The sequence below is a fragment of the Paracoccus sp. TD-10 genome, from assembly GCF_048270675.1.
Lineage (GTDB): Bacteria > Pseudomonadota > Alphaproteobacteria > Rhodobacterales > Rhodobacteraceae > Paracoccus > Paracoccus pantotrophus.
Genome location: NZ_CP182419.1, coordinates 74,084 through 91,104, shown reverse-complemented (window position 1 = coordinate 91,104; position 17,021 = coordinate 74,084). Strand labels below are relative to the sequence as shown.

Genomic DNA, 17,021 nt, shown 5'->3' with positions numbered 1-17,021 from the left:
GAGTATTTGGGAAACGGTGAGCCGCCCTGGTCGCGCCTTTTCTGCCGAGGTTTCGGCATTGGCCCGGCAGCGGCTTTCTCCGTTCTGAAAATACCCCGGCAACCGGGCGGACAAGGCCAGGCCGGCCCTGTCCGCCGCGAGATTTCAGGCAGCCTGCTTGCCGGCGCCGAAGCGGCCGTAGAAGCTTTCGCCCTTGGCGGCCATGTCCCTGAGCAGCTGCGGGGCGGCGAAGCGGCGGCCGGATTTTTCCGCCAGGCTGTCGGCGATCTCGACCGCGCGCGGGGCGCCCAGCATGTCGAGCCAGCCGAAGGGGCCGCCCGACCAGGGCGCGAAGCCCCAGCCGAGGATGGCCCCGACATCGCCTTCGCGGATGTCCTCGAGCACGCCTTCCTCGAGCGCCCGGACCGCTTCCAGTGATTGCGCGAACATCAGCCGGTGCTGGATCTCGGTCAATTCGGGCTGGGTCTCGGCTTCCGGCCATTCGGTCGCAAGGCCAGACCAGAAGCCCTGGCGCTTGGCCCCCTCGTCATAGTCGTAGAAACCGGCCTTGGTCTTGCGGCCCAGCCGGCCCTGGTCGGCGAGCTTGAAGATCACCGCATCCACCGCCCCGTCCGGATAGGCGTCGCCCATGGCCGCCTTCGTCGCCTTGGCGATCTTGACGCCGAGGTCGATCGAGGTCTCGTCCACCAGTTGCAGCGGTCCCAGCGGCATGCCCATCATCTTGGCGGCGTTCTCGATCAGCACCGGGCTGACCCCTTCGGCCACCATGCGGATGCCCTCGTTGATATAGGGGATGATGCAGCGGTTGGCGTAGAAGAAGCGCGCGTCGTTGACCACGATGGGGGTCTTGCGGATCTGGCGCACGAAATCCAGCGCCTTGGCCACCGCGCGCGGGCCGGTCTCGCGGCCCTTGATGATCTCGACCAGCAGCATCTTGTCCACGGGGCTGAAGAAATGGATGCCGATGAACTGGTCGGGCCGGGCGCTGGCCTTGGCCAGTTCGGTGATCGGCAGGGTCGAGGTGTTGGTGGCGAAGATCGCGTCCTGCGGGATCGCCGCCTCGGCCCGTTTCGTAACCTCGGCCTTGACGGCGGGATCTTCGAAGACCGCCTCGACCACCAGGTCGCAGCCTTGCAGGGCGGCGTAATCGGCGGTGGGCGTGATGCGGGAAAGCACTTCGGCCTTCTTCTCCTCGGTGGATTTGCGGCGGCTGATCGCCTTGTCGAGCAGGCCCGTGGAATAGGACTTGCCGCGCTCGGCCGCCTCTTGCGTCGAATCGATCAGCACCACCTCGATCCCGGCCATGGCCGAGACATAGGCGATGCCGGCGCCCATCATGCCGGCGCCGAGGATCCCGACTTTCCTCACGCTTTGATCGGGGGCTTCGGGGCGGTTCGCGCCCTTCTCCAGCGCCTCCTTGTTGATGAACAGGCTGCGGATCATCGCGGTCGAGCTGGGGTTCATCAGCACATTGGTAAACCAGCGCGCCTCGATCTTCAGCGCCGTGTCGAAGGGCACCATGGCGCCCTCGTAGACGGCGCTCAGCAGCGCCTTCGCCGCCGGATAGACGCCCAGCGTCTTGCCGTGCACCATGGCGCTGGCGCCGACGAAGGTCATGAAGCCGGCCGGGTGATAGGGCTCTCCGCCCGGCATCTTGTAGCCCTTGGCGTCCCAGGGCTTGACCAGGTCGGCGTCGCTGGCCTTCAGCACCCATTCGCGGGCCGCGGCGACCGGATCGGCCACCACCTCGTCGATCAGCCCGGCGGACTTGGCCCTGGCCGGGTCGTTGAGCTTGCCCTCCAGCAGGAAGGGCGCGGCGCCCATGGCGCCCAGTTTGCGCACCAGCCGGGTGGTGCCGCCGGCGCCGGGAAAGATGCCGACCATGATCTCGGGCAGGCCGATCTTGGCCTTGGGGTTCTCGGCGGCAAAGATGCGATGCGTGGCCAGCGGCAGTTCCAGCCCGATCCCCAGCGCGGTGCCGGGCAGGGCGGCCGCGACGGGCTTGCCGCCCTTCTTGGTCTTGGGGTCCATCCCCGCCAACTCGATCTTGCGCAGCAGGTGATGCAGCGTCATCACGCCGTCGAATACCGCCTGTGCGCCGCCCTGCTTCATGCCGGCGATGACGTTCAGGTCCATGCCGGCGGCGAAATCCTTCTTGCCGCTGGTGATGACCACGCCCTTCACGGCCGCGTCGGCCAGCGCATCGTCGATCAGCGCGTTCAGTTCGGCGGCGCCGTCCAGCGACAGCACGTTCATCGACTTGCCGGGCACGTCCCAGGTGATGATCGCGACGCCGTCGGCGCCCTTATCCATGGTGAAATCGGTCATCTTCCCCTCCCTCAGACGCGCTCGATGATGGTGGCCGCGCCCATGCCGGACGCGATGCAGAGCGTGGCAAGGCCCACGGTCTTGTCCTGCCGCTCCAACTCGTCGAGCAGCGTGCCGATGATGATGGCGCCGGTGGCGCCCAGCGGGTGGCCCAGGGCGATGGCGCCGCCATTGACGTTGACCACGCCGGGATCGACCTGGAAGGCCTGCATGAAGCGCAGCACGACCGAGGCGAAGGCCTCGTTCACCTCGAAGAGGTCGATGTCGCTGATCGCCATTCCCGAATCGCGCAGGATCTTTTCCGTCACCGGCACCGGGCCGGTCAGCATGATCGTCGGATCGGTGCCGATCTTGGCGGTGGCGCGGATGCGGGCGCGGGGCTTCAGCCCGTGGGCCTTGCCGAATTCCGCATTGCCGATCAGCACCGCGGCGGCGCCGTCGACGATGCCCGAGCTGTTGCCGGCATGGTGGATATGCTCGATATGGTCCAGATGCGGGTATTTCAGCATCGCCACCTTGTCGAAGCCGGGCATGGTCTCGCCCATCTCCTTGAAGCTGGCCTTCAGCTTGGCCAGATCCTCCAGCGTGGTGCCGGGCCGCATGTATTCGTCGTGGTCGAGGATGGTCAGCCCGTTCTGGTCCCTGACCGGCACGATGGACCTGGCGAAGCGACCCTCCTCCCAGGCGATGGCGGCGCGGCGCTGGCTCTCGACGGCCAGGGCATCGGCCTCCTCGCGGGAAAAGCCGTATTCGGTGGCGATGATGTCGGCGCTGATGCCCTGCGGCACGAAATAGGTCTTGAAGGTCAGGCTGGGATCGACCGCGATGGCGGCGCCGTCGCTGCCCATGGCGACGCGGCCCATCATCTCGACGCCCCCGGCGATATAGGCCTGGCCGGCGCCGCCCCGGACCTGGTTCGCGGCCAGGTTCACCGCCTCCATGCCCGAGGCGCAGAAGCGGTTGATGGCAAGGCCGGGGATCGACTCGTCCAGGTCGGATTCCAGCACCGCCGAGCGGGCAAGGCAGCCGCCCTGCTCCTTGACCTGGGTGACATTGCCCCAGATCACGTCCTCGACGGCATGGCCCTCGAGCCCGTTGCGCTCCTTGACGGCGTTCAGCAGCCGGGCGGAAAGCGCGACCGAGGTGACTTCGTGCAGGCTGCCGTCGGGACGGCCCTTGCCGCGCGGGGTGCGGGCGGCGTCATAGATATAGGCTTCGGTCATGCGTCCTCCTTCGCGGCCCGGTCCGCGGGATTGCCGGGCATCAGGTCATAGGGATGTTTCCAGCCGGGCAGCGCCGCGATACGCGTCAGCCAGGCGTCGATATGCGGCCATTCGGCGCGGGTGAAGCCGAAGGGCTCAGGGTAATAGAGATAGCTGCAACAGGACAGGTCGGCGATGCTGGGCGTCTCGCCCGCCAGCCAGGCGCGGCCGGCCAGGTGCCCGTCCAGCACCTTCAGCGCCGCCCTGCAGCGCCCCTGCAGCCAGGCGATGGCCTCGGCCGGGCGCTTCTCGGGCGGCAGGAAGTTCATCAGGAAGCGCAGCGCGCCGAATTGCGCCGAGCCCTTGTGGTTGTCCCAGAACAGCCAGCGCAGGATCTCGCTCCGGTCGCCCTCCATGAAGCGCCCGGTCCTCTCGGCCAGATGCATCAGGATCACGCCGGACTGGGTCAGCGTCAGGTCGTCCTCGACGAAGACCGGCGCCTCGGCCATCTCATTGAGCAGGCGATACTCTGCACCGCGCATGGCGCCGCCGAAGAAATCCACGAAGACCGGCTGCCAGGGATACCCGGTCAGCTGCATCATCAGCGCCACCTTGTAGGAATGGCCGGATTCCCCGAAGCAGTGAAGCTGGGCGGTCATGCTGTTTCCTTTCCTTCCGGCCTGGCGCCGGGCTTTCCGGTCGCATGGGTATTTGTGAAACGGTGAAGCGATTAACCTTTTCTCAATATTTCTGACCTAGGCTCGAGGGGCGGTACAGGCTGGGGAGCCGATGACCGCAAACGGTGAAAGCGCTCCGGACGACCCTGGCATTTTCGGAAAGCCCGGTCATCCGGGGCGCAGCATCGCCCTTTCACCGTTTTCCAAATACCCATGCGACCGTGCCACCCGGCGCCCCCCTCTCCCGTTTCAGAACCGATCCGCCGCCAGCGCCATCACCGGCGCGGCGCCCGAGCGGATGCGCGCCAGATGCGTCGCGGTCATCGGCAGCTGCCGCGCCATGTAATAGCGGCCTGTCGCCAGCTTGGTCTCGTGGAAGGCGGGATCCTCGGTGCCGGCCGCCAGCGCCGCCCTGGAAGCGGCGGCCATGCGCGTCCACATCAGCCCCAGCGCGACATGGCCGAACAGGTGCATGAAGTCGTAGGAGCCGGCCAGCGCCCCGTTCGGGTTCTTCATGCCCTGCTCCATGAAGAACATCGCCGCCGATTGCAGATCCTTCGAGGCCGCCTTCAGGGGATCGAGGAAATCGGCCTTCAGCGCCGCATCGCCCTCATGCGCCTTGATCTCGGACTTGACCAGCTCGAAGAAGGCCATGATCGGCCTGCCGCCCTCGGCCGCGAGCTTGCGGCCGACCAGGTCCAGCGCCTGCACGCCGTTCGCGCCCTCGTAGATCATGGCGATGCGGGCGTCGCGGACGAATTGCGACATGCCCTGCTCCTCGATATAGCCGTGGCCGCCGAAGACCTGCTGGGCCTGCACCGCCGTCTCGAAGCCCCTGTCGGTCAAAAAGCCCTTGATCACCGGCGTCAGCAGCGAGACGAGGTCGTGCGCCTGCTTGTCCCCGGCCAGCACGGCGCGGTCGATCAGATGCGCACCCCAGAAGGCCAACGCGCGGGCGCCCTCGAGGAAGCTTTTCTGGTCCATCAGGTTGCGGCGGATGTCGGGATGCACGATCAGCGGGTCGGCCGGTCCCGAGGGGTTTTCCTCGCCGGTCACGGCGCGGCCTTGCAGGCGCTCGCGGGCATAGGCCACTGCGTTCTGATAGGCGGCCTCGGCCACTGAATAGCCTTGCAGGCCGACGCCGATCCGGGCCTCGTTCATCATGGTGAACATGGCGCGCATGCCCTTGTGCAGATCTCCCAAGAGCCAGCCCTTGGCGCCATCGTAGTTCATTACGCAGGTGGCATTGCCGTGGATGCCCATCTTTTCCTCGAGATTGCCGACCGAGAGCGCGTTGCGCTCGCCCAGCGAGCCGTCCTCGTTGACCAGGAACTTCGGCACGATGAAGAGCGAGATGCCCTTGGTGCCCTCGCCGCCGCCCGGCGCCTTGGCCAGCACCAGGTGGATCACGTTCTGCGCCATGTCGTGGTCGCCGGCCGAGATGAAGATCTTCTGGCCGGTGATCCGGTAGCTGCCATCCTCCTGCGGCTCGGCCCTGGTGCGCAGCAGGCCCAGGTCGGTGCCGGCATGGGGTTCGGTCAGGTTCATGGTGCCGGTCCATTCGCAGCTGACCATCCGGGGCAGGTAGGTGGCCTTCTGCTGCTCGGTGCCATGGGCGTGGATGGCGGAATAGGCGCCGTGGGTCAGGCCCTGATACATGGTGAAGGCCATGTTCGAGGCCGAGAACATCTCGCCCGCCGCCAGGCCGATCACATAGGGCATGCCCTGGCCGCCGTATTCCGGGTCGCAGTCGAGCGCGGTCCAGCCGCCCTCGCGCATCTGCTCGAAGGCCTCGGCAAAGCCCTTGGGCGTGTGGACGACGCCGTTTTCCAGCCTGCAGCCCTCGCGGTCGCCGACGGGGTTCAGCGGCGCCAGCACCTCGGATGCGAGCTTGCCGGCCGCTTCCAGCACGGCCTGGGTGAAGTCGCGGTCAAGTTCGCCATAGCCCGGCAGATCTTGCTTCGAGATCTCGAGCACGTCATGCAGGACGAATTGCATGTCGCGGATGGGGGCGGAATAGGTGGTCATCGGTCCTCCCAGGGGATTTGCCGTCAGGCGTCGGATTTCAGGGCTTGCAGCGCAGTCTCGCCCTCGGCGATCTGCTGGCGCAGCTCGGCGATGGCCTCGCCCAGTTCGCGGTGCTGCCGCTCCATGTCGGCAAGCCGGTCGCGGGCGGTGGCGAGCGTGGCTTCGGTCTGGGTGATGTTGCGCTCGGCGGGGTCGTAAAGCTCCAGCAATTGCCGGATCTGTTCCAGAGAAAAGCCGAAACGCTTGCCGCGCAGGATCAGGGTCAGCCGGGCGCGGTCCGGGCGGCCGTAAAGCCGATGCTGGCCGCGGCGCTGCGGAAACAGCAATTCGCGGGCTTCGTAGAATCGCAGCGTGCGCGGCGTGACGTCGAAGGCGTCGCACATCTGGCGGATGGTCAACAGCTCGTCGCCCATGGCCGATCCTCTCCCCTTGGCCCATTCACTTGCCGGGAATATAGGGCGAGTTGACGTGCGCGTAAGGGGGGACGTGGCGTCAGCGCCGGGCTCAGCCCTTATTCGCCGTCCCGGAGCCGTTCTGGCCCATGCCGTCGAGGATCGCGATGGTCTCGTTGCGCAGCGCCAGCAATTCGGTCATCGAGGCTTCGAGTTCGTCGCGCTGCTGGCGCAGCACCTCGAGCTGGCGGTCGGCCAGCTCGATCCAGACCCGATACTGTTCCTGCGTGCCCTTTTCGCCATAGATCAGCAGCCATTGCCGGATGTCCTCCAGCGAGAAGCCGAAGCGGCGGCCGCGCAGGATCAGCTTCATCCGGGCGATCTCGCGCGGACCGTAGAAGCGCGAGCGGCCTTCCTTGCGGGGGCTCAGAAGCTCGATATATTCGTAATAGCGCAGCGTTCGGGGCGTCACGTCGAACCGTGCGCACATTTCCTTGAAGCCAATGTATTCGCTATCGGACATCGGATGAACTCTATGCTGCGGTTGCGGCGCAGCCTAGCGCGGGGGCGGATCAAACTCAACCATTGGTAGGGTGGGCTTGCCTGCGGGTCGCGGGCTGTTACCATTGCCGCCTGCAAGCCAAGCAAGAGGCCAGGGGCATGAGCGAAGCGTCGCCAGAGGACGAGCTTGAACAACGCCGGCGCATCGCGCGCCAGTTCATCGAGGTGATCCCCCATGCGCGGGCGCTTGGCATGCGGCTGGACCAGCTTTCCGCCGAGGGGGCCGAGATCTCGTTGCCCTGGCGCGAGGATCTGGTGGGCGACCCGCGCAGCGGGGTGATCCATGGCGGGGTGATCTCGGCGCTGATGGACACGTGCAGCGGCGCGGCGGTGATGGCGCATCCGGCCGGGGCGCGCTCGACCGCGACCATCGACCTGCGCATCGACTACATGCGCGCGGCGACCCCCGGCCAGACCATCCGGGCCCGGGCGAGCTGCTATCACATCACCCGCTCGGTCGCCTTCGTGCGCGCCTGGGCGATGGATGACGACGAATCCCGGCCCGTGGCCTCGGCCACCGGCGCCTTTACCGTCGAGAGGTGACATGGCCGGACGCAACGAACCCCTGGATGCCATCAAGTCGCGGCGCAACAACACGCTGAACGCGCTGGTCTCCAGCGTGCCCTATATCCGCTGGCTGGGCATCGGCTTCGACCGCCGCGGCGACGAGCTGACCGCGGTGCTGCCCTTCGACGAAAAGCTGATCGGCAATCCGATGCTGCCGGCGATCCATGGCGGGGTGACGGCCGCCTTCCTTGAGGTCACGGCCATCGTCGAGCTGACCTGGACCGCGATCTGGGAGGACATGGAGCAGGGCCGCATCGCCCCCGATGCCGCCGTGCCCGAAAGCCTGCCGCGGCTGCCCAAGACCATCGACTTCACCGTGGATTACCTGCGCTCGGGCCTGCCGCGCGACGCCTATGCGCGGGCGCGGGTGGTGCGGTCCGGGCGGCGCTATGCCAGCGTGCATGTCGAGGCCTGGCAGGACCAGCGCCAGAAGCTGTTCGCGCAGGCGACCGGGCATTTCCTGATGCCGCAGAATGGTTGAGGCGCTGCCCGGCCCGTCCGGGACGCGCGCGGCGGCCGAAATATCGAACCGCCGCGTCCTGGCCATCGCCCTGCCGGTGGTGCTGTCGAACGCGACGATCCCGATCCTGGGCGCGGTGGATACCGGCGTCATCGGCCAGCTGGGCGAGGCCGCGCCCATCGGCGCGGTGGGTCTGGGCGCGGTGATCCTGGCTTCGGTCTACTGGATCTTCGGCTTCCTGCGCATGGGCACCTCGGGGCTGGTGGCGCAGGCGCATGGCGCGGGGGACGAGGGCGAATCGGGCGCGCATCTGCTGCGGGCGCTAGGGATCGGGCTGACGGCGGGGCTGGTCTTCATCCTGTTGCAGGGGCTGCTTTTCGCCGCGGCCTTCCGGCTGGCGCCGGCCTCGGCCGAGGTCGAGACGCTGGCCCGGCAATACCTGGGGCTGCGCATCTGGGGGGCGCCGGCGGCCATCTCGCTTTATGCCATCACCGGCTGGCTGATCGCCATCGAGCGGACCCGTTCCGTGCTGGCGCTGCAACTGCTGATGAACGGGCTGAACATATTCTTGGACCTGTGGTTCGTGCTGGGGCTGGGCTGGGGCATCCGCGGCGTCGCGGGCGCGACGCTGATCGCGGAATGGTCCGGGCTGGCTTTGGGGCTGTGGTTCGCGCGCCATGCGCTGCATGCGGCAATTCAGCGCGCCGGGCTGCTGGCGCGCGAGCGGATCGAGGAACTGGCGCGGGTGAACGGCGACATCCTGATCCGCTCGGTGCTGCTGCAAGGTTCGTTCACCACCTTCATGTTCCTGGCGGCGGGGCAGGGCGACGTGACCCTGGCCGCCAATCAGGTGCTGCTGCAATTCCTGTCCATCGTCGCCTATGGGCTGGACGGTTTCGCCTTTGCCGCCGAATCGCTGGTCGGGCAGGCGGTGGGGGCGCGGCGGCCCGACCGGCTGCGGCGGGCGGCGGCGCTCAGTTCGGCCTGGGGCGTCGCGGGGGCCGGGCTGCTTTCGGCCGCCTTCCTGCTGGGCGGGCCGGCCATCATCGACCTGCTGACCACGGCGCCCGAGGTGCGCGCCCAGGCGCGGGAATTCCTGCCCTGGCTGATCGCGGCGCCGCTGATCGGCATCGCCTCGTGGATGCTGGACGGCATCTTCATCGGTGCCACCCGCACGCGCGAGATGCGCGACGCCATGCTGGTCGCGGTCGGGATCTATGCGGTGCTGGTGGCGGTGCTGCCGCCGGTTTTCGGCAACCACGGGCTGTGGGCGGCGCTGATGGCCCTGAACGCGCTGCGCGGCCTGACCATGTGGCGGCTTTATCCCAGGGTCGCGGCGGCCGCGGGCTGAGATGCGAAACGCCCCGGAATCCGGGGCGTCGGCATGTTGGGAAGGCTCAAAGCTCGCTGATGATCTGCTCGCGCGCGGTGACGCGCAACTCGGCCATCTTGGCGCGGATGGTTTCCTCGTCGGCCTGGCCGGCCAGGTCGGCCACCAGCTTGCGGAACACGTCCTCGTCGCCCGGCTCGTCGAAATCCGAGGTGACGACGGTCAGCGCATAGGCGCGGGCATCGTCGCCCGTCTTGCCCAGCAGGCCGGCCGCCCATTCGCCCAGCAGGCGGTTGCGCCGCGCCTCGGCCTTGAAGTTCAGTTCCGCATCATGGGCGAATTTCGCCTCATGCGCGCGCTCGCGGTCGTCAAAAGTGGTCATGGCGGCCTCCGGCTTGGGATTATCCCGTGGATATTGCGCAGGATATGCCCATGCGGGCGCGCCATCGCAAGCCCGTATTGCCCATGACCCCGTTTCTGGCCTATAGCCGCATAAAGATTGTCACCTTGCGGACGGGAGACGCGCAGCATGGCACCAAGGCGCAAGAAAATCTACGAAGGCAAGGCGAAGATCCTTTACGAAGGCACCGAGCCCGGCACGCTCATCCAGTATTTCAAGGATGACGCCACCGCCTTCAACGCCCAGAAGAAGGCCACGGTCGAGGGCAAGGGCGTGCTGAACAACCGCCTGTCCGAATTCTTCATGACCGGGCTGACCAATATCGGCGTGCCGAACCACTTCATCCGCCGCATCAACATGCGCGAGCAGCTGGTGCGCCAGGTCGAGATCATCCCGCTGGAGGTGATCGTGCGCAATTTCGCCGCGGGCTCGATCTCGAAGCGCCTGGGCATGGAGGAGGGCACGCCGCTGCCGCGCCCGATCGTCGAATACAGCTTCAAGAACGACGAGCTGGGCGACCCTTTCGTGTCCGAGGAATACATCATCGCCTTCGGCTGGGCCAGCCAGCAGGACCTGGACGACATCGTGTCGCTGGCGTTGCGGGTGAACGATTTCCTGTCGGGCGTGTTCTTCGGCGTCGGCATCAAGCTGATCGACTTCAAGATCGAGGTCGGCCGGATCTGGGACGGCGACTTCATGCGCCTGGTGGTCGCCGATGAGATCAGCCCGGATTCGTGCCGGCTCTGGGACGTCAAGACCGGGCAGAAGCTGGACAAGGACGTGTTCCGCCGCGACCTGGGCAGCCTGACCGATGCCTATACCGAGGTGGCGCGCCGGCTGGGCCTGATGCCCGCCAACACCACCTCGCTGACCAAACCCACCCTGATCAACTGAGAGGCCCGCAGATGAAAGCCCGTGTCACCATCATGCTGAAGGATGGCGTTCTGGACCCCCAGGGCGAGGCGATCCGGCACGCGCTCGGCGGGCTGGGCTTTGCCGGCGTCTCGGGCGTGCGCCAGGGCAAGGTGATCGAGCTGGACCTGGCGGCATCCGATGCCGAGGCGGCGAAGGCCGAGGTGGCGCGCATGTGCGAGGGCCTGCTGGCCAATACCGTGATCGAGAAATACGCGGTCGAGATCGTCTGATCCGCCGGATGATCCGCCGGGCCGGGGGCTTCGCGCCCCCGGACCCCCGTGGGGTATTTGGAAAACGGAGAAGGCCGGCCGGGCGGGGAGGGCGGGTCCGGTGATCGACAAGCTTTCCATGTTCATGGCCCTGGCGCGCGAGAAGCATTTCGGCCGCGCCGCCGAATCGCTGGGCATCACCCAGCCGACGCTGTCATCCGCCATCCGGGCGCTGGAGGAGCAGCTGGGCGTGCAGCTGGTGCGGCGCGGCTCGCGTTTTCAGGGGCTGACGCCCGAGGGCGAGCGCGTGCTGGGCTGGGCGCGGCGCATCGTCGCCGATGCCCGCGCCATGCAGGCCGAGATGCAGGCCAGCCGCAAGGGCGTGTCGGGGCGGCTGCGCATCGGCGTGATCCCCACCGCCATGCCGCGCATCGCCGAGCTGACCGGGCCCTTCCTGCGCCGCCATCCCAATGCCGGGGTCTCGATCCTGTCGCGCAGCTCGGACGAGATCCGCGACCAGATCGAGGCGCTGGAGCTGGATGCCGGCGTGACCTATCTGGACAGCGAGCCGCTGGGCCGGGTGCAGAGCCTGCCGCTGTATCGCGAGACCTATTGCCTGATCGACCGCGGCGCCTTGGCCGGGCCCGCGGATTGGGCCGAGACCGCCACCCGGCCGCTATGCCTGCTGACGCCGGACATGCAGAACCGCCGCATCGTCACCCGCCACCTGGTCGAGGCCGGGGCGGATGCGCTGCCGCGGGTCGAATCGACCTCGATGCTGGCGATCCTGTCGCATGTGGCGACCGGCGAATGGGCTGCCATCCTGCCGCGGGCGCTGGCGCGCGGCCTGCCTCTGCCCGAGGGGGTGCGGGCGCGCGACCTGACCGGCGACGGGCATATGGTCGGGCTGGTCGTCGCCCGGCGCGAGCCGCATCCGCCGCTGGTCGAGGCGCTGATCCGCATCGTTTCTTCGATTGATAGTTTCAATCAATAAACGATATATCACGATTGTATCGTCTATCACCGGTCTCTAGTCTGGACAAAACAGCAAAGCCCGGATCACCCAGCCATGACCTTGCCAGCGACCGACGCTGATTTCCTTTTGCGCCTTGACGACATCATCGCCGCCCACAAGGGCCGCGAGGGGCCGCTTCTGCCCATCCTGCACGACATCCAGGAGGAATGGGGCCATATCCCCGAAGCGGCGCAGCCGGTGCTGGCCGAGGCCCTGGGCATGACCCGCGCCGAGGTTCATGGCGTCGTCAGCTTCTATCACGACTTCCGCGACCATCCGCATGGCCGGCATGTGCTGCGGCTGTGCCGGGCCGAGGCCTGCCAGTCGATGGGGGCCGAGGCCCTGGCCGATGAGGTGCGCGCCGCGCTGGGAATCGACTGGCACGAGACCACGCCGGACGGGCGGCTGACGCTGGAGCCGGTGTTCTGCCTGGGGCTTTGCGCCTGCGCGCCCTCGGCGCAGATGGGCGACAGGCTGCTGGGCCGGGCGAATCTGGCCAAGGTGCAGAAACTGCTGGCGGAGGCGGGCGCATGAGGGTCTGGGTTCCCCTGGATGCCGCCGCCCGCGCCCTGGGCGCCGACGCGGTGGCCGAGGCGCTGGGGCGCGAGTTCACAGTCACCCGCAACGGCACCCGCGGCATGATCTGGCTGGAGCCGCTGGTCGAGGTCGAGCGCGACGGCGTGCGCCACGGCTATGGGCCGGTGGCGCCCGAGGACGCGGCCTCGGTCGCCGAGGCGATCCGCACCGGCGGCGAGCATCCGCTGGCGCTGGGGCCGGTCGAGGAATTGCCCTGGATGAAGGCGCAGACCCGGCTGACATTCGCCCGCGTCGGCGTGATCGACCCGCTGTCGGTCGCGGAATACGAGGCGCATGGTGGGCTGGCCGGCTTGCGCCGCGCCATCGGCATCGGGCCGGAGCGGATCGTCGAGGAGGTCACCGAATCGGGCTTGCGCGGCCGCGGCGGCGCCGGTTTCCCGACCGGGATCAAGTGGAAGACCGTGGCCGGCGCCAAGGCGGCGCGGAAATACATCGTCTGCAATGCCGACGAGGGCGATTCGGGCAGCTTTGCCGACCGCATGCTGATGGAGGGCGATCCGCTGGTGCTGATCGAGGGCATGGCCATCGCCGGCATCGCCACGGGCGCGGTGCAGGGCTATGTCTATATCCGCAGCGAATATCCCGACGCCATCCGGCTGATGGAGGCCGCCATCGGCAAGGCCCGGCAGGCCGGCATCCTGGGCCAGTCGGTGCTGGGATCAGACCATGCCTATGACATGGAGGTGCGGGTCGGCGCCGGCGCCTATGTCTGCGGCGAGGAAACCAGCCTGCTCAACAGCCTGGAGGGCAAGCGCGGCGTGGTCCGCGCCAAGCCGCCGATCCCGGCGCTGGAGGGCTTCCTGGGCCGGCCGACGGTGGTCAACAACGTGATCTCGCTGGCCTCGGTGCCCTGGATCCTGACCCATGGCGGGGCGGAATACGCCAAGCTGGGCATCGGGCGGTCCAAGGGCACGATCCCGATCCAGATCGCCGGCAACGTGAAATATGGCGGGCTGTTCGAGGCCGCCTTCGGCATGAGCCTGCGCCAGATCATCGAGGAGATCGGCGGCGGTACCGCCTCGGGCCGGCCGGTCAAGGCGGCGCAGGTGGGCGGGCCGCTTGGTTCCTATATCCCGCATTGGGATTTCGACGTGCCCTTCGGCTACGAGGAACTGGCGACGAAAGAGGGCCTCTTGGGCCATGCCGGCATCACCGTCTTCGACGACAGTGCCGACATGCTGAAGCTGGCGCGCTTCGCCATGGAGTTCTGCGCCGTGGAAAGCTGCGGCAAATGCACGCCCTGCCGCATCGGCTCGATCCGGGGGGTCGAGACCATCGACCGCATCGCCCAGGGCGACGAGACAGGGATCCCGATCCTGACCGATCTGTGCAACACGATGAAATGGGGCTCGCTTTGCGCGCTGGGGGGCTTTGCGCCCTTCCCGGTCATGTCGGCGCTGACCCATTTCCCCGAGGATTTCAGCGGGCGCCGCGAGCCCCGCAAGGAGGCCGCCGAATGAAGGATTTCATCATTCCCGATCGCGACATGGGCACGCCCGCGGTCAAGTCCGACGTCACCGTGAACCTGCTGGTGGACGGCATCCCGGTCAGCGTCCCGGCCGGGACATCGGTGATGCGGGCCGCGGCCGTGGCCGGGATCTCGGTGCCCAAGCTCTGCGCCACCGATCATCTGGAGGCCTTCGGCTCCTGCCGGCTTTGCGTGGTGCAGATCGAGGGGATGCGCGGCCTGCCGGCTTCCTGCACGACCCCGGTGGCCGAGGGCATGGTGGTCCATACCCAGACCGACGAGGTCGCCCAGGTCCGCAAGGGGGTAATGGAGCTTTACATCTCGGATCACCCGCTCGATTGCCTGACCTGCGCCGCCAATGGCGACTGCGAATTGCAGGACATGGCCGGGGCCGTCGGGCTGCGCGAGGTGCGCTATGAGCCGGGCGCGAACCATTTCGCCCGCCGCGACGCCGAGGGGCCGAACCCGGAATACCGACCCAAGGACCAGTCGAACCCCTATTTCACCTTCGACCCGGCGAAATGCATTGTCTGCTCGCGCTGCGTGCGCGCCTGCGAGGAGGTACAGGGCACCTTCGCGCTGACCATCGAAGGGCGGGGCTTCGACAGCCGCGTCTCGGCCGGGATGGCGTCGGACGATTTCCTGTCCTCGGACTGCGTCAGCTGCGGCGCCTGCGTGCAGGTCTGCCCGACCGCGACGCTGATCGAGAACAGCGTCATCCAGATCGGCACGCCCGAGCATATCGTCAAGACGACCTGCGCCTATTGCGGCGTCGGCTGCTCTTTCGACGCGCATATGCGCGGCGAGGAGGTGGTGCGCATGGTGCCCAGCAAGGACGGCAAGGCCAACCACGGCCACAGCTGCGTCAAGGGCCGCTTCGCCTGGGGCTATGCCACGCATCGCGAGCGCCAGACCCAGCCGATGGTGCGCGAGCGGATCACCGATCCCTGGCGCGTGGTCAGCTGGGACGAGGCGCTGGACTTCGCCGCCACCCGCCTGCGCCGGGCACAGGCGGATTTCGGGCGCGATTCCATCGGCGTCATCACCTCGTCGCGCTGCACCAACGAGGAAACCTACCTGGTGCAGAAGCTGGCCCGCGCCGTCTTTCACAACAACAACACCGACACCTGTGCCCGCGTCTGCCATTCGCCGACCGGCTACGGGCTGAAGACCACCTTCGGCACCTCGGCGGGCACGCATGACTTCGATTCGGTTGACGATACCGATCTGGCGCTGATCATCGGCGCCAACCCGACCGACGGCCATCCGGTCTTTGCCTCGCGGTTGCGCAAGCGGCTGCGCGAGGGGGCCGGGCTGATCGTCCTCGACCCGCGCCAGATCGACCTGCTCAAGTCCCCGCATATGGGCGAAGGGCTGCACCTGCCCCTGCGGCCCGGCACCAATGTCGCCGTGCTGACCGCCATGGCGCGCGTGATCGTGGCCGAGAAGCTTTATGACGAGGCCTTCATCCGCGAACGCTGCGACTGGGACGAGTTCCTGGCCTATGCCGAGTTCCTGATGGACCCGCGCCATGCGCCCGAGGAGGTCGAGAAACTGTCCAAGGTGCCGGCCGAAATGATCCGCAAGGCCGCCCGCGCCTATGCGGCGGCGCCGCGCGCCAGCATCTATTACGGGCTGGGCGTGACCGAGCATTCGCAGGGCTCGACCACGGTGATGGCGATCGCCAACCTGGCGATGCTGACCGGCAATATCGGCAAGCCCGGCACCGGCGTAAATCCGCTGCGCGGCCAGAACAACGTGCAGGGCTCCTGCGACATGGGCAGCTTTCCGCATGAATATCCGGGCTATCGCCATGTCTCGGATCCCGAGACGCGGGCGATCTACGAACGCGCCTGGGGGGTGGAGCTGTCGCCCGAGCCGGGCCTGCGCATCCCCAACATGTTCGACGAGGCGCTGGCCGGCCGCTTCAAGGGACTTTACTGTCAGGGCGAGGACATCGTGCAATCCGACCCCGACACGCGCCATGTCACCTCGGCGCTGTCGGCAATGGATATCGTCATCGTGCAGGATCTGTTCCTGAACGAGACCGCGAACTATGCGCATGTCTTCCTGCCCGGCTCCAGCTTCCTGGAAAAGAACGGCACCTTCACCAATGCCGAGCGGCGCATCAACATGGTCCGCCGCGCCATGACGCCCAAGAACGGCTATGAGGATTGGGAGGTCACGCAGCTGCTGGCCAACCGCATGGGCGCGGCCTGGTCCTATACCCACCCGCGCGAGATCATGGCCGAGATCGCGCTGACCACGCCCAGCTTCGCCGGCGTCAGCTACGATCTGCTGGACCGCGAGGGCTCGGTGCAATGGCCCTGCAACGACAAGGCGCCGCTGGGCACGCCGGTCATGCATATCGACGGCTTCGTGCGCGGCCGGGGCAAGTTCGTCCATACCGAATATGTCGCGACCGAGGAACGCACCGGGGCGCGCTTCCCGCTGTTGCTGACCACCGGGCGGATCCTGTCGCAATACAATGTCGGCGCCCAGACCCGGCGGACCGAGAACGTCGTCTGGCACCCCGAGGACATCCTGGAGATCCATCCCTCGGATGCCGAGAATCGCGGCGTGCGCCAGGGCGACTGGGTGCGGCTGGCCTCGCGCTCGGGCGAGACGACGCTGAGGGCGCATATCACCGAGCGGGTGGCGCCGGGCGTGGTCTATACCACCTTCCATCACCCGACGACTCAGGCCAATGTGGTGACGACGGACAATTCCGACTGGGCCACCAACTGTCCCGAGTTCAAGGTGACGGCCGTGCAGGTCAGCCCCTCGAACGGTCCGTCGGATTGGCAAGAGGAGTATCGCCATCATTCCGACCTCGCCCGCCGCATCTTGCCCACCGCTGCCGAGTGACGGC

The 17,021-nt window shown here is 67.5% G+C and carries 16 protein-coding genes; 9 read left to right on the top strand and 7 right to left on the bottom strand.

From position 1 onward, the window contains the following. Positions 1-144: 144 nt before the first annotated feature. From ACNKFW_RS11340 to ACNKFW_RS11315, 6 genes are all read right to left on the bottom strand, one after another. On the bottom strand, positions 145-2,328 hold the full coding sequence (locus ACNKFW_RS11340) for a 3-hydroxyacyl-CoA dehydrogenase NAD-binding domain-containing protein (RefSeq protein WP_147428652.1): 2,184 nt from the start codon (positions 2,326-2,328) through the stop codon (positions 145-147). Between the two features lie 11 nt (positions 2,329-2,339). Further along, the gene (locus ACNKFW_RS11335; RefSeq protein ID WP_147428654.1) at positions 2,340-3,551 is read right to left on the bottom strand and encodes an acetyl-CoA C-acetyltransferase; all 1,212 of its coding nucleotides are present in this window, start codon (positions 3,549-3,551) and stop codon (positions 2,340-2,342) included. Then, complete coding sequence (locus tag ACNKFW_RS11330; RefSeq protein WP_024843662.1) at positions 3,548-4,189, bottom strand: glutathione S-transferase family protein; 642 nt, start codon at positions 4,187-4,189, stop codon at positions 3,548-3,550. Before ACNKFW_RS11330 ends, ACNKFW_RS11335 begins: the two co-directional genes overlap by 4 nt. A gap of 267 nt (positions 4,190-4,456) precedes the next feature. Further along, positions 4,457-6,235, bottom strand: coding sequence for an acyl-CoA dehydrogenase C-terminal domain-containing protein (locus ACNKFW_RS11325; protein WP_024843661.1), 1,779 nt, complete (start codon positions 6,233-6,235; stop codon positions 4,457-4,459). Between the two features lie 23 nt (positions 6,236-6,258). Then, a complete protein-coding gene (locus ACNKFW_RS11320) occupies positions 6,259-6,648 on the bottom strand; it encodes a MerR family transcriptional regulator (RefSeq protein ID WP_024843660.1) in 390 nt (129 codons plus the stop codon). 91 nt (positions 6,649-6,739) lie between these two features. Then, a complete protein-coding gene (locus ACNKFW_RS11315) occupies positions 6,740-7,150 on the bottom strand; it encodes a MerR family transcriptional regulator (RefSeq protein WP_024843659.1) in 411 nt (136 codons plus the stop codon). A gap of 137 nt (positions 7,151-7,287) precedes the next feature. Here ACNKFW_RS11315 and ACNKFW_RS11310 point away from each other — a divergent pair, with 137 nt between their 5' ends. From ACNKFW_RS11310 to ACNKFW_RS11300, 3 genes are read left to right on the top strand one after another with little or no spacing between them, the layout of a single operon-like run. After that, positions 7,288-7,731 carry a PaaI family thioesterase gene (locus ACNKFW_RS11310; RefSeq protein WP_024843658.1) on the top strand — a complete coding sequence of 148 codons (444 nt, stop codon included), beginning with the start codon at positions 7,288-7,290 and terminating at the stop codon, positions 7,729-7,731. Position 7,732: 1 nt separating this feature from the next. Continuing rightward, positions 7,733-8,236 (top strand): PaaI family thioesterase, encoded by a 504-nt coding sequence (locus tag ACNKFW_RS11305; RefSeq protein ID WP_024843657.1) that lies wholly within the window; start codon positions 7,733-7,735, stop codon positions 8,234-8,236. Continuing rightward, entirely contained in the window at positions 8,229-9,566 is a 1,338-nt protein-coding gene (locus ACNKFW_RS11300; protein WP_024843656.1) for an MATE family efflux transporter, read from the top strand. Before ACNKFW_RS11305 ends, ACNKFW_RS11300 begins: the two co-directional genes overlap by 8 nt. Before the next feature lie 46 nt (positions 9,567-9,612). Here ACNKFW_RS11300 and ACNKFW_RS11295 read toward each other — a convergent pair whose 3' ends face one another. After that, positions 9,613-9,927, bottom strand: a complete 315-nt coding sequence (locus ACNKFW_RS11295; protein ID WP_024843655.1) for a DUF1476 domain-containing protein — start codon at positions 9,925-9,927, stop codon at positions 9,613-9,615. A gap of 147 nt (positions 9,928-10,074) precedes the next feature. Between ACNKFW_RS11295 and purC the strand changes: the two genes are divergently transcribed. The 6 genes from purC (at position 10,075) to fdhF (ending at position 17,017) form a co-directional block, all read left to right on the top strand. Then, positions 10,075-10,839 (top strand): phosphoribosylaminoimidazolesuccinocarboxamide synthase, encoded by a 765-nt coding sequence (gene purC / locus ACNKFW_RS11290; protein ID WP_024843654.1) that lies wholly within the window; start codon positions 10,075-10,077, stop codon positions 10,837-10,839. An 11-nt stretch (positions 10,840-10,850) separates the two neighbouring features. Then, a complete protein-coding gene (purS, locus tag ACNKFW_RS11285; protein WP_024843653.1) occupies positions 10,851-11,090 on the top strand; it encodes a phosphoribosylformylglycinamidine synthase subunit PurS in 240 nt (79 codons plus the stop codon). 100 nt (positions 11,091-11,190) lie between these two features. After that, positions 11,191-12,063 carry a LysR family transcriptional regulator gene (locus tag ACNKFW_RS11280; protein ID WP_024843652.1) on the top strand — a complete coding sequence of 291 codons (873 nt, stop codon included), beginning with the start codon at positions 11,191-11,193 and terminating at the stop codon, positions 12,061-12,063. Positions 12,064-12,138: 75 nt separating this feature from the next. Next, positions 12,139-12,618, top strand: coding sequence for a formate dehydrogenase subunit gamma (locus ACNKFW_RS11275; protein WP_147428658.1), 480 nt, complete (start codon positions 12,139-12,141; stop codon positions 12,616-12,618). Beyond that, on the top strand, positions 12,615-14,141 hold the full coding sequence (locus ACNKFW_RS11270) for an NADH-ubiquinone oxidoreductase-F iron-sulfur binding region domain-containing protein (RefSeq protein ID WP_147428660.1): 1,527 nt from the start codon (positions 12,615-12,617) through the stop codon (positions 14,139-14,141). The genes ACNKFW_RS11275 and ACNKFW_RS11270 overlap by 4 nt, the downstream gene beginning before the upstream one ends. Further along, complete coding sequence (gene fdhF, locus ACNKFW_RS11265; protein WP_147428662.1) at positions 14,138-17,017, top strand: formate dehydrogenase subunit alpha; 2,880 nt, start codon at positions 14,138-14,140, stop codon at positions 17,015-17,017. Before ACNKFW_RS11270 ends, fdhF begins: the two co-directional genes overlap by 4 nt. The last annotated feature ends 4 nt before the right edge of the window (positions 17,018-17,021 follow it).